The following is a 12,876-nucleotide window of genomic DNA, read 5'->3' as shown; positions in this document are numbered from 1 at the left end:
CTACTTTGTCAGCTTGTAGACCGTGGAGCTGCCCACGGTCTGGGCTTGGAAGTTGGCCTGTACCCAGGAGGCTACCTCGGAATTGCCGCCTTGGCCTCTGAATCCGCCGCCGCCGCCCATGCCGCCTCCTGCGATGTAGTAACCGATCTGTCCCTTGGCCACCATGTCCTGGAATTGTGCCAGCGTGGGGTAGGGATCGCCACCGTTCCAGCCACCGAGCGCGATCACGTTGGTGTTGGTGGCAAGCTCAAGGCTTGCAGCCTGGCTGGCGCCGGAGACGATCGCCGACCACTTCGTGGTGGTGGACGTCAGCAGCGCGGTCAGTCCGGCGTCGGCCGTTCCCTCCGAACCCGGCCCTCCGGCCTGGCCCGCGCCACCAGCTGCGCCGAACCCTCCGGCGCGGTTTCCGAAGCCACCCATGGCGGAGCCGGCTGGTCCCGACGTCGGGATGGAACCGGAGTGCGCGGTTGCCGCCGTCGCGAGCGTCCACGCCGCGGTTCCCAGGCCGCCGGCCAGGAGGGAAACGACGACGGCTGCGGCCGTCGCGTTCCGGAACCGGCCGGCCGGCTTGAGCGAGTCGAGGCGGAGCAGGATTGCCGCGGCAGCCACCACACCCAGGACGACGATCACGATGCGCAACCAGGGAAGCCACGAGGCGTCGCGGCCCAGGAGAACTGCAGACCAAGCCGAACTACCGAGGATTACCACTGCCAGGACGATCCTGGCCGGCCAGTACCGGCGGCCACGCCACAGCTCAACGCTGCCGATGCCCACCAACGCTGCGATTGCCGGTGCGAGCGCTACCGCGTAATAGGGGTGGACGATGCCGCTCATGAAGCTGAAGACCCCGGCCGTGACCAGAAGCCAGCCACCCCAGAGGATGAGCGCGGCGCGGGTGCGGGAGGCTCGCGCTTCCCGGCGGGTGAACCATAGGCCGGCTGCCAGCAGAATGAGCGCCGCAGGAAGAAGCCAGGAGACCTCACCACCGAAGCTCGTACCAAACATGCGGGCGATCCCGGCAGCTCCACCGAAGCCGGCGTTGCCGCCACCACCGCCGAACGCACCCAAACCGCCCGCGGGCGCTCCAGCGCCGCCTCCGCCGGGCGTCCCTTCGCCCGAACCGGTGATGCGGGACAGCCCGTTGTAGCCGAAGGTCAGCTCGAGGAAGCTGTTGGTTTGCGAACCTGCCATGTAGGGCCGCGCCGAAGCCGGAGTCAGCTGGAAGAGAGCCACATAGCTGCCTGCCACTACAGCGATACCTGCCAATGCGCCGAGCAGGTGCAGGAGCCTCCGCCGCAACGGGGTAGGTGCGGCCCAGAGGTACGCGAGTCCCAGGCCCGGAACAATCAGGAAACCCTGCAGCATTTTGCTCAGGAACGCGAGGCCCACCACGGCGCCGGCCGCGGCGAGCCACTTCCAGCCAGCGCGTTCGATTGCACGGGTAGTAAAGTATGCCGCGAGCACCAGGCACAGGGTCAGCATGGCGTCGGGGTTGTTGAAGCGGAACATGAGCGCGGCCACCGGGGTCAGTGCTAAGGCACCACCGGCCAACAAGCCCGCGCCCGGTCCGGAGACCCGCTTGACCGTCAGATAGAGGAGACCGACGGCGGCCACGCCCATGAGCGCCTCGGGGACCAGCATGCTCAGGGGCGAGAAGCCGAAGATCCGGCCCGCCAAGGCCGGGATCCACAAGGAGGCCGGCGGCTTGTCCACGGTGATGGCATTGCCGGCGTCGAGCGAACCGAACAGGAACGCCGTCCAGTCCTTGGTGCCGGCCTGGATGGCGGCGGCGTAGAAGGAGTTTCCGTAGCCAGTGGCTGCGAGGTTCCAGAGATACAGGAAGGCCGTGGCTACGAGGAGCCCGGCGGCGGACGGCCGCACCCAGCGGGGCTGCCGGCCGAAGGCGTATCGCGTCCAGCGGGGCGTGGCATCGGGGGTTGTCGGGCCTGTCGAGTGACCGCCCTGCGGTGACTGGGTAGTTCCGACGGCGGCGGGTGAGCCGGATCCGGCCGGTCCTGTGCTTGCGGGGGTAATCGTGGAAGTCATGATGCTGCCGTTTCTGTGCGCGATGTGGCTTGTGTGGCGGGTGCAGTCGCCTGCGCGGCAGGCTGTCGGAAGACCCAAAGCCGGAACAAGAGGAAGCGGACCGCGGTGGCGGCGAGGTTCGCCGCAACGACGGTGAGGAGCTCGCCCCACCGGTCCGGCGTCGTCGTACTGTGCACCAAGGCGAGTGCCCCGGAGGTGAGCGCGAGGCCGATCCCGAAGACGATCAAACCCTCGAAGTGGTGCCGTACGGGGTTCCCGCCTTGGATGCCGAAGGTGAAGCGCCGGTTGGCTCCGGTGTTGGCGATGGCCGTGACGAGCAGCGCCAGGAAGTTGGCCAGCTGCGGGTCCATGAAGCCGCGGCAGAACAAGAAGATGAGCACATAGGCGAGGGTGGACGCAGCGCCGATTGCGGCGAACCGGACCAGTTGCCCGAAAAGGCTGCTGCGCGGGCTCTGCTCGGCGGTGCGGGACGACGCCGGGAGCGGCCCGCGTGCAAGCGCTGCGCGCAGCTCCGGAATGGGGATGCGTCCCGAGACGAGATCCCGGGTGAGCCGGACCATGCCGCGGATGTCGGCCAAGGCGGTGCGCACCAAGTCAACGCTTGAATTGGGATCGTCGATCCAGTCAACCGGAACCTCGTGGACCCGGAGGCCGCAGCGTTCGGCGAGGACCAGGAGTTCAGTGTCGAAGAACCACGAGTTGTCCAAGGTGTGGGGGAGGATCTGCTGCGCAACGTCGGCCCGGATCGCTTTGAAGCCGCATTGGGCATCGCTGAAGCGGGCGCCCATGAACGAGTGCAGCATCAGGTTGTAGCTGCGCGAAATGAACTCGCGCTTGGGGCCGCGGACAACCCTGGAATTGCGGGTCAGCCGTGTTCCAATGGCGAGATCCGAATGGCCGGAGATCAGCGGGGCCAAAAGGGGAGCCAGTGCGGCGAGATCCGTGGACAGATCCACGTCCATGTAAGCCAGAACCGGCGACGGCGACGCGAGCCACACCTTGCGCAGAGCGTTGCCGCGTCCCTTCTCCTCAAGATGGACAACCGCGAGCTCAGGCAGTTCCCTGGCCACACGTTCGGCGATTTTCAAGGTGCTGTCCGTGCTCGCGTTGTCCGCCACGGTGATGCGGAAGCCATGCGGGAAGGATTCGCGCAAATGGCCGTGCAGCCTGCGCAGGCACTCTTCGAGGTCGCGTTCCTCGTTGAAGACGGGGATGGTGACATCGAGGACGGGGATGGCGGTGTGGGTGTCCACGGGGGCGCGCCGCACCGTGCTGCGTTTAAGCGGGGTGTTGGCTTGGAGTGGGAGGCCCGGCGGCACCACCGCGGGGTCCTTCAGGGTTCCGGAGGTGGATTCGATGAGCGTCATGTATCCAGAGTGCCGTTGCAGAATATGAGGGCTTTAGGCGGAACCTGTGACGTGGCTGTGGATGTATGACCGGCGTGGCGAATCGCCCGGCCTCGACGAAAAACGCAGGGGTCCGCCCCCCTGAAGGGGACGGACCTCAACATATTTTTGCGTGGCTTTGGCTTAGTACCAGTTGTGGGCCAAGTGGAAGGACCACGCCGCGGACGGCGATCCGTAGCGTTCCTTGATGTAGTTCAGGCCCCAGCGGATCTGCGTCTGGTAGTTGGTCTGCCAGTCGGCGCCTTCTGATGCCATTTTGTCGCCCGGCAGAGATTGCCCGATCCCGTAGGCGCCGCTGGAGGCGTTGGTGGCAGTAGTGCGCCAATCCGATTCCTTGTTCCACAGGGTGATCAGGGCTGACATTTCGCCCTGGCCCCAACCGTACGAGGGCAGGATGCTTGCGGCATAAGCCTGGGCGCCGGAGGGATCATCGACGGCGACGGGCGCGGCCGGGGCCGCGGGAGCAGGGGGCGCAACGGGGGCAGGCGGTGCCACGGGTGCGGCCGGTGCGGCGGCCTGGGGCGCGACGGCGGCCGGAGCGGGGGCGGGTGCCTGGCTCGGCGTCGGCGTGGCGCTCGGCTTGGGGCTAGCGCTCGTGCTCGCACTCGCCGACGGCGTGGCTGCGTGATCCGTCGTGCGGGATTCGGACGTACGGCTCATGTCATGGGCATTAATGGCTTGTCCGGCGGCCTGTGTGGCGGCACCTGCGCCAAGGAACACGGCAACGACGCCGGCAACAACTGCCATGCGCTGGCCGGTGCCAAGGTTCGAGGCGGCTCGCCTCAAGGTGGAACGTGACTTGTTTCTCCGGGCTGGTTCGCCGCGGTGGCGCGCAACAGAGCGCGACTGATTCCTGGAATCAGACATGGTGATTGCCTCTCGACGCCTGCGGAGTTAGCTGTCGGATTCGGATGAGGTCATCCGGCCGTGGCCACAGGGAATCGTGGCGGTACGGCTTCACCCCTAGGGCTGGCTCAACATGAGCGCTTGCCCGGAGACCTGGGTCCCCCGTCTCTGCCTGGACTGTTGGGCACCGGGGAGGGGCAGAGCTCGGCGCCTACCCGGCGGTGGCCGGAATTATCCAGCGCACCTATTCGACGGTACAGGAGGATTCAGCTCAAGTCACATTTAGGTAACGGAGATCACGGCGCCGGTGCGTCGACTTGCGCTCGCCGCGCACCGGCGTCGCGCCCTCCTGGGTGGCCGTTCAGGCCGTGGCGGTCCTGAGCGCCGGAAGCCGCACCGCAAATTCCGTTCGGCCGGCCCGCGATGCCACTTCGACGGTTCCACCATGCGCTTGGACAATGGATTCCACAATCGACAAGCCGAGCCCGGACGTGCCCTCGGAACCCGAGCGGGCGGCGTCGGCACGGGCAAAGCGGGAGAAGATCCTGCCCTGGAATTCAGGCGGGATGCCCGGCCCGTTGTCGGTCACCGTCACCACGGCGCTGCCGTCGGCCGAACGCATGACGCCCGTGACCACGGTGGTTCCCGCCTCCGTGTGCTTGCGGGCATTGGAGAGCAGATTCGCCAAAACCTGATGGAGTTGAGTGGTGTCGCCACGGACCATGAGGGGCTCGTCCGGGAGCTTGAGCTGCCAGATGTGATCCGGGGCCATGACTTTCTCGTCGCTGACGGTCTCGATCACCAACTGCGTGAGGTCCACATCGGTGAACTCCGGGGCCTTCCCTTCGTCCAGCCGGGCCAGCAGGAGGAGGTCCTCCACGAGGGTGGTCATGCGTTCTGACTGGCTCTGCACACGGGCCAGTGACTTGCGACCGTCCTCGGTGAACGTCTCCGTCATGCGCAAGAGCTCGGTATAGCCGCGGATGGCGGTCAGCGGAGTGCGTAGTTCGTGTGAGGCGTCGGCCACGAACTGGCGCACCTTTGTTTCGCTTTGCTGGCGCGCCTCGAGGGCTCTGGAAACATTGTCCAGCATCAGGTTCAAAGCATGGCCGACGCTTCCCACTTCCGTGCTCGGATGGGCCGCCGACGCCGGAACGCGCACCGCGAGTGCCACCTCACCGGCGTCGAGCGGAAGTTTCGATACCTTCGTAGCGACGTCGGAGAGCTGCTCCAGGGGGCGCATGGTGCGGCGAATGAGCACGGTTCCGGCCAGTCCGATCAGGACCAGGCCGCCCAAGGACACGAGCACCATGGTCCAGACGAGCGAGGCCTCGGTGTCCTGCTTCGAGGCGAGTGGCAGCCCCGTGATGACAACATCGCCGTAAGGGGTTTCGGTGGCCACGAGCCGGTAGCCGCCATTGGACAGGGTGCGATCAACCGGGCGGCCATCGGGGGGGAGCGCCGAGAGGATTTGAGCGTCGCCGGGCGACAACGGAGCACGGGTGGCGTCGGAGGACAAGAATCCTGCATCGCTGCTCACCCGACCGGCAAGAATGCGGGCATTCAGCGTGCCGATGCTCTGGCCCCGGGGATCCAAGGGATCCGGACGGCCGCCAGGATTGCCTTGCGGCGGGCGGCCATGGGAGGCCTGCATCAATTGCTGGTCCAGCTGCTTCGTGAGGAACACATCCATGGAGGCGTAGCTGACCACCCCGACGGCACCGCAGATGGCCACGAGGAGTGCCATCGAGAGAAGGATCAAGCGCGTGCGCAAGTGCCAGGTTGAAGGATTGAACCAGCTGTGGTCGGTCTGGCGGGGGATACCGGAGAGTGCGGACATTCGGAGCCCCGGCTATTCGGCGGGCTTGATGACGTAGCCTGCTCCACGCACCGTGTGGATCATGGGCGGGTGGTTGGCCTCGATCTTCTTGCGCAGGTATGAGATGTAAAGCTCTACGATGTTGGCTTGCCCGCCGAAGTCGTAGTCCCACACGCGGTCCAGGATCTGGGCCTTGCTGACCACGCGCTTGGGATTTTCCATGAGGTAGCGCAGGAGCTCGAACTGGGTTGCCGTGAGCGGGATGTCTTCGCCGGCGCGGGTAACTTCACGGGTGTCCACGTTCAGGGTCAAGTCACCCACCACCAGTTCCGCCGTGTCCATGGCGGCCACTCCCGAGCGCTGGACCAGCCGGTGCAGCCGCAGCAGGACTTCCTCCATGCTGAAGGGCTTGGTGACATAGTCGTCGCCACCGGCGGCCAAGCCGACGATCCGGTCCTGCACGTCATCCTTCGCGGTGAGGAAGAGCGCAGGCACCTCAGGCGCAAAGGCGCGGATCCTGCCCAGCAGCTCCACGCCGTCGAACCCCGGAAGCATCACATCCAGTACCAGGACATCCGGCCGGAAGTCCTTGGCGAGCTTTACTGCGGCGGGACCGTCGCCTGCCACCGCCACCGACCAACCCGCCATGCGCAGGCCCATGCTCATGAGCTCGGCGAGGCTGGGTTCGTCGTCCACCACAAGGGCACGGATGGGGGAACCGTCCGGGTGGCTGAGCTGCGGAAGGTTGTTGGTCATGGAGTGCGAGGATGCCATAGGACAACTCTCCAATCTGCCGGTTTGCCAGTGCTTTGCCGTTGCTGTGAGCACCCTGTGAGTCCCAGCCTAGCCACCTGTCCAGAGGTTGAGCCGGTTCGGGGAGCATCCGACCCGCACTGCGGGAGGTCACAGGCAAGCCTGCAGTTCGGCACAGCCAATGCACAGCAAAGCGGCTGACGCTGTTTGGGACAAGCACAACCACGAGCAAACAGTCCCGATTTCGATGGAGAACACCATGGATCAGCAAAACAACCCCTCCGTACCTGGTTCCGAGCCGGAGAACGGGCACCCGCAGCCGGTGATCCGCCCCCTTGATGATTCCGGGCAGCCCTTAGCCGGGGAACCTGCCGCGGGGTGGGGTGCCGGGTGGGGTGCACCGCATCCGCCGGCGAGCCAGCAGCCCGCTGCGGGGTGGGGTGCAGGGTGGGGTGCCCCGCATCCGCCGGCGAGCCAGCAGCCCGCTGCCGGGTGGGGTGCCCCGCAGCAATACAACTCCGGACAACCGCGCCCCTCGTTTTTCAAGAATTGGAACTTGAAGAAGGGGCTCATTGTCGGCGGCGTAACGGTCGTGGTCGCTGCGGCGGCAGGGGCCGGTGCCTACGCCGCGGGCAACGGGACCGTGGCGGCTGACACCAGCAGCGCGCAGGGGCCGGGTGCCGCGCAGAACGGCCAGGGCGGATTCGGCGGTCCAGGCGGCGCGAACGTAGGTCCGGGCGGCCTCGGGGTGGGAATGGGCGGACTGAATGCTGCGATCCACTCGGAATATGTGGTCCTCCAAAACGGCAGCTACGCCACCATGGCGGGCCAGCTGGGAACGGTCACCGACATCTCGGCGAGCTCCATGACCGTCAAGAGCGAGGACGGGTTCACTAAAACCTATGCGCTTGGAACGGACGTCGTGGTAGCGGAAGGCATGCGGCAGCGCGGAAGCGGAACCACCGGCACCACCCTGACGCTCGCCGATGTGAAGTCCGGATCCAGCGTGAGGGTCACTTCGCTCAAGGAATCCGACAAGTACACGGCCCAGTCCATCCAGATCGTGACGGCCACCACCTCAAGTACCCAAGGAACCGGCACTACCAACTAGCGATGGGTGCCGCTTGCCTCGGTCGTGACCTTCTTTGCCGCGCTTTGGCCCCGGAATGACGTGACTCGCCGTGTCGCAAGCGCTTTCCGGATTCAAAGAAGGTCACGACGGCGCGTCCGCGCTTCCACTGCAACGAGGCCTTAGCAGACGATTTGGCAAAAAATTTCCATGAGACGCAGACTCACGATTGGACAAGGGTTGTTTCATATCTCGAGATTCAAAGGCAAGCGCGTGACGTGACTTAAGATTCAGAAAAGGGGCATTTCATCAAACACGATTCGAATATTGCGCTCGTAATGGCCAGTGTGACGAACGAGAATGGGTCACATTTGGACATGTCTGAATTGTGATGTGCGGCACAATAGTCCGATTCGTCTCAAAATGTGGACGGTCCGGTCCTTTGTTACTTGCAAGTTCCCTTTGTTACGTTGCACACTTCAAATGTGAACAAGAACTCAACAGCATCTGCAGCCGCAGCGATCGAGCCCAGCGCACCCGCTGGTTCTTCGATGAGCTGTTGTCGAATGCATGCCTAACTTAAGACCCCAAAAAGTTTCAGGCATTCGCCCCCTGCCCAGCGTCGGGCGCCCCTCCCCATCTCATTGCGGGGACCAGACCAGCATTCGAAGCCGCGATGACGGCTATTCACATTGAGGTAAGCAATCCATGTCAGTTGCATCCGGATACGTCCACATCTCCGTCCGTAACGCCAATAAGGCCGCGTCGAACGCTGGCCTGCGTCCCGGCTTCGGCAACCGCCCGGCCTACGCCCAGCCAGCACCGCAGGGTGGCAGCCAGGCACCCGGCTATGTCCCCCAGGGCTACAACCCCAACTCCTACGGCCAGCTCCGCGCTGTTCCCGCCAACGAGGCCTCGCCGATGACCGCACCCACGCCTGTCCTGGCTCCAGCGGACCGCTCCATCCGTCCCGTTGCCAACGACAATGTGGCCCGCGGGTTCGTGCTCTACATGGGCATCGACGAAGATACCGCGGCGGCCGCCGGAACATCCATCGCCAAGCTTGCCCAGGAAATCCGGGCCTACGCGCAGTCCCTCGTCTCCGGCGCCGAGAGCTATGCCGCCGTCGCGGTAGCCCCCGCCAGCGCGCCCGGTTCCGCGCTCGACGTCGTCCGTTCGACTTTCGGTGACCCCACCGTCGGCAACCGCCAGCGTTCCGAGGCGCTCCGCCCGCAGCCTGCACAGGAAGCCCGCCCGTCCGGCGTCTTGATCGACCTCGCCCGCCGCGAAGTGCACCTCGACGGCGAATCCCTGAACCTCACGTTCAAGGAATTCGAGCTTCTCAACTACCTCGTTGAGAACGGCACCCGTACCGTTGGCCGCGATGAACTCCTCGAGGGCCTGTGGCGCAACGCCGAAGAGGTCCCCAACGAGCGAACCATCGACGTCCACATCCGGCGCCTCCGCTCCAAGCTCGGCCGCCTCGCAAACACCGTCCGCACGGTACGGGGCCAGGGCTACCGCTTCTACGAGCACCCCGAGGTCATCGTCTGGGCCGCTCCGGAATACTCGATCTAGTCTCCACGCGCTCAAGGCGCCCGCTCCCTGTTTGGGGGCGGGCGCTTTCGCTTCCGCGGCCGACCCAACTGACTCGCATTTGTTGTCGTTTACAGGCCCCAAAACGACATCTAATGCGAGCTAGTTGGGATAGTAGGGTGGGGGGATGAGCGAGCATCACATCAAGCGGCTGGTGATCATGCGGCATGCGAAGTCGGACTGGCCCCTTGGGGTGCCGGATCATGAGCGACCCCTTGCCGAGCGTGGCCACCGGGAGGCGCCCCTCGCCGGGAAATGGCTCCTCAAGCACCACGTGATTCCGGACTTCATCCTGTGTTCGTCGGCGCTGCGGACCCGGCAGACCTGCACGTGGGTGTGCAGCGAGCTGGGGGATAAGGCCCCGACGCCGAAACTCGAGGACGGCCTGTACGCCGCCTCCGCGCAGCGGATGTTGACCGTCATCAACCACGTGCCGGAAACCGTCACGACACTCATGATCTTCTCGCACATGCCCGGAGTGCAGGACCTCGCGATGCACTTGGCTTCCCGCGACTCCGACCACGACGCCTACATGGATGCCGCGACGCGTTACCCCACCAGCGCCTTGACCGTGATGGAACTCGAAAAGCCGTGGGCTGAACTCGATGGGCAGGATGCCCGCCTGACCCACTTCGCGGTTCCCCGCCCCAGGAAGTAAAATCCTTGGCGCGAATCGGCAGCAAATGCCCCTTGCCGCGCCGGCAGAGGGCATTTGCTGCCAATTCGCGCGGCCGGCGGGCAGCTAGCCGACGTCGAGGCCCGCGGCCACATCCTGCAGCAAGCCCACCACGTGGCGGATGCTGGGGCTTGCCGTCATGGTCTTCCGGTACACGATTCCCACTTGGCGTTGCTGCATCGGGTTGACCACGGGTACCGCCACAACTCCGGCGGGGAGTTCGGGCCTGCCGAGCCGCGGCACGAGGGCCACCGCAACCCCCTGCTGAACCATGGCGATATGCGTGGAAAAGTCGGGGTCGAAGATGCGGATGTCCGGCACGCGCCCGAGGCCTGCGAAGATGGCCAGCAACGCCTCATTGCAGATGGCACCGGCCGGCGTGCTGATCCATCGTTCGTCCACCAGGTCTGAAGGCTCGACGGCGGTCCGGCCGGCCAGCGGGTGCGCTGAGTTCAGCAGGACGTCGGCGGTGTCCAGGCAGAGGTCCTCGTGGACCATGTTCTCGGGAATCACCAAAGGCACTGAGTGCCAGTTGTGCACGACGCCGAGATCGGCTTCACCGGTTGCGACCCTTTGGACGGCCTCGCGCGGGTCCTCGGCCACCACCCGGATTTCAAGCCCGGAGCCGTCAAGCCCGGAGCTCGCCACAGCCGAAGAGGCGGGGGCAACAGCCCGGGCCGCGCCCAGTTTCCCGAGCAGCGGACCGACCAGGCCGCGGCAGGCCGTCGAGAACCCGACGAGCCGAAGCACTCCGCTCGGCTTCGCGGGGTCGGCGAGCAGGGTGGCCTGCAACTCCTCCAATTCGCCCAGGATCCGGCGTCCGTACTCGGCCAATGCCATGCCCCGGTCGGTGAGCAGCACGCCGCGGCCGTGGCGCTCGAGGACGGTCACGCCACTTTGCTTCTCGAGCTTCTTGATCTGTTGGGAGACTGCCGACGGGCTGAAGCCCATGGCCTCCGAGGCCGCCACCACGGAGCCTTGCTGTTCCACTGCTACGAGGGCCCGTAGCGCCGCAATCTCAATCATGAAGCAAACGTACATGATTTGATGCAGAACTCAACGCTGGTGCTTCATCCGATCGGCTGTCAGAGTTGAATCGTGAATATCCGACACTCAGCACTCGCCGTCCTTGTCGCCGTCCTTTGGGGCCTGAATTTCGTTGCGATCGATTTTGGCCTCCATCCCGCAAGCGGAATTGGCGGCAACGGGAGCGGTGGCGCGGCGGACGTGCCGCCGTTGCTGTTCGTGGCCATCCGCTTCGTGCTGGTGGTGTTCCCCTGCATCTTCTTCGTCCGCAAACCGGACGTGAGCTGGAAGGCGATCATCGGCGTCGGGCTGTTCATGAGCGCCGGGCAGTTCGGCCTCCTCTACCTTGGCATGGCCCTCGGCATGCCGGCCGGGCTCGCCTCGTTGGTACTGCAGGCGCAAGTACTCCTGACGGTGCTGTTGGCTGCCCGGTTCCTCGGGGAGCGGCCCAGCAAGCGCCAACTGACAGGGGTGGTGCTGGGCGTCGCCGGACTGGCGCTCGTAGCGGTGGGTCGAAGCTTGGTGGCCCCGGTGGTGCCGCTCATGATCGTGCTCGCAGCGGCTTTGTCCTGGGCCGCAGGAAACATCATCGCACGCAAGGCCAAGGCGGCCTCGGGACTGGGGCTGGTGGTCTGGTCCGGAGCCGTGGTCCCGTTGCCCCTCGCAGGCTTGTCGCTCATCGTGGATGGCCCGGCCGCCGTCGTCGGGACCCTCGCCAACCTTCAGCCGGCGACCATCCTGAGCGCCATCTACACCGCCGTGTTCGCCTCGCTCGTGGGTTATGGCATCTGGAACCGGTTGCTCAGCCTTTACCCGAGCTCGGCCGTGGTGCCGTTCACGTTGTTGGTTCCTGTGGTGGGAATGACCGCGGCGTGGCTGCTCATCCCAGAGGTCCCGACGGCGCCGGAACTGGCCGGCGGCCTCCTCCTGCTGGGCGGCGTGGCGACCGCCGTGCTGCAGCTGCGGGCTAAGCCCGTGGATGTGGGGGCGCCCGAAGTGCGTCAGCGCTTGGGGGCCGGCTTGCGCTGAACCGGCGATCGCGGAGGAAGGGATCCGGACGTCGCGCGCTTGGTAGGCGCTGCCGGGCTGCGGGGCGCAGGACGCTTCGCAGTCCCCGACGCCGGACGGGCCGCCGGCCGCTGGGCGGGCCTGGCGGGTGCCGGGGAAGGACGCGACGCCGGACGGGCCGCCGGACGCCGGGCACCCTGTCGGGCCGCGACCTTCCCACGGTTCTTGCGGGAGGGCCATACCGCCGCCACGAACAAGACCAGCAGGGAGATGCACCCGGCGAGTGCGGCGAGGTAGAAGTAGATGTCCGAATCTTTGGTGCTGACCGCGCTGCCCAGGGCATTCTCGTCCTGGTTGAAGGCAAGGCCCCACATGCGCAGGAACGCGATTCCGAAAGCGATGAACAGGATCGTCGAGATGGCTCCGAGAACCAGCATGAAGTACCTTCGGCGGGCGAAAACCTCGGCGACGCACGCCAAGTAGCCAACTGCCAAGACTCCGAGGAAGGTGTACATCACGGTTTCCTCAAGGGTGATGGCGAGGAGCACCAGCAAACCAGCGGACACCACGGCAGAGATGATCGCAAGCTTTCCGCTGTTCCCCATGTGACGCATGGGATTAATCATCCCTG

The 12,876-nt window shown here is 65.6% G+C and carries 11 protein-coding genes and 1 riboswitch; of the genes, 4 read left to right on the top strand and 7 right to left on the bottom strand.

Translation table 11 applies throughout. From position 1 onward, the window contains the following. The 5 genes from AB0O52_RS11315 to AB0O52_RS11295 all read right to left on the bottom strand — a co-directional run bounded on the left by AB0O52_RS11315 (position 1) and on the right by AB0O52_RS11295 (position 6,891). Complete coding sequence (locus AB0O52_RS11315; protein ID WP_364537563.1) at positions 1–2,046, bottom strand: glycosyltransferase family 39 protein; 2,046 nt, start codon at positions 2,044–2,046, stop codon at positions 1–3. Next, positions 2,043–3,413, bottom strand: coding sequence for a glycosyltransferase (locus AB0O52_RS11310; protein ID WP_364537561.1), 1,371 nt, complete (start codon positions 3,411–3,413; stop codon positions 2,043–2,045). The genes AB0O52_RS11315 and AB0O52_RS11310 overlap by 4 nt, the downstream gene beginning before the upstream one ends. Positions 3,414–3,575: 162 nt before the next feature. Further along, on the bottom strand, positions 3,576–4,319 hold the full coding sequence (locus tag AB0O52_RS11305) for a hypothetical protein (RefSeq protein ID WP_364537559.1): 744 nt from the start codon (positions 4,317–4,319) through the stop codon (positions 3,576–3,578). 2 nt (positions 4,320–4,321) lie between these two features. Next, positions 4,322–4,518, bottom strand: a riboswitch (cyclic di-AMP (ydaO/yuaA leader). 141 nt (positions 4,519–4,659) lie between these two features. Continuing rightward, on the bottom strand, positions 4,660–6,138 hold the full coding sequence (locus AB0O52_RS11300; protein WP_364537557.1) for a HAMP domain-containing sensor histidine kinase: 1,479 nt from the start codon (positions 6,136–6,138) through the stop codon (positions 4,660–4,662). Between the two features lie 12 nt (positions 6,139–6,150). Further along, a complete protein-coding gene (locus AB0O52_RS11295; protein ID WP_364537555.1) occupies positions 6,151–6,891 on the bottom strand; it encodes a response regulator transcription factor in 741 nt (246 codons plus the stop codon). Positions 6,892–7,129: 238 nt separating this feature from the next. Between AB0O52_RS11295 and AB0O52_RS11290 the strand changes: the two genes are divergently transcribed. The 3 genes from AB0O52_RS11290 to AB0O52_RS11280 all read left to right on the top strand — a co-directional run bounded on the left by AB0O52_RS11290 (position 7,130) and on the right by AB0O52_RS11280 (position 10,193). After that, positions 7,130–7,981: a hypothetical protein gene (locus tag AB0O52_RS11290; RefSeq protein ID WP_364537553.1), complete on the top strand. Its 852-nt coding sequence runs from the start codon at positions 7,130–7,132 to the stop codon at positions 7,979–7,981. A gap of 666 nt (positions 7,982–8,647) precedes the next feature. Continuing rightward, a complete protein-coding gene (locus AB0O52_RS11285) occupies positions 8,648–9,517 on the top strand; it encodes a winged helix-turn-helix domain-containing protein (protein ID WP_284984188.1) in 870 nt (289 codons plus the stop codon). Between the two features lie 145 nt (positions 9,518–9,662). Then, entirely contained in the window at positions 9,663–10,193 is a 531-nt protein-coding gene (locus AB0O52_RS11280; RefSeq protein ID WP_364537551.1) for a histidine phosphatase family protein, read from the top strand. 84 nt (positions 10,194–10,277) lie between these two features. Here AB0O52_RS11280 and AB0O52_RS11275 read toward each other — a convergent pair whose 3' ends face one another. Continuing rightward, positions 10,278–11,237 carry a LysR family transcriptional regulator gene (locus AB0O52_RS11275; RefSeq protein WP_364537549.1) on the bottom strand — a complete coding sequence of 320 codons (960 nt, stop codon included), beginning with the start codon at positions 11,235–11,237 and terminating at the stop codon, positions 10,278–10,280. Between the two features lie 72 nt (positions 11,238–11,309). On the opposite strand from AB0O52_RS11275, the gene AB0O52_RS11270 reads away from it, so the two are divergent. Continuing rightward, entirely contained in the window at positions 11,310–12,266 is a 957-nt protein-coding gene (locus AB0O52_RS11270; protein ID WP_364537547.1) for an EamA family transporter, read from the top strand. Here AB0O52_RS11270 and AB0O52_RS11265 read toward each other — a convergent pair. Next, entirely contained in the window at positions 12,239–12,850 is a 612-nt protein-coding gene (locus AB0O52_RS11265) for a hypothetical protein (protein ID WP_364537545.1), read from the bottom strand. The genes AB0O52_RS11270 and AB0O52_RS11265 overlap by 28 nt on opposite strands. Positions 12,851–12,876 lie beyond the last annotated feature (26 nt).

It is taken from the genome of Arthrobacter sp. NPDC080073 (assembly GCF_040686575.1).
Taxonomy (GTDB): Bacteria; Actinomycetota; Actinomycetes; order Actinomycetales; family Micrococcaceae; genus Arthrobacter.
This window is presented reverse-complemented; position numbering and strand designations above follow the sequence as displayed.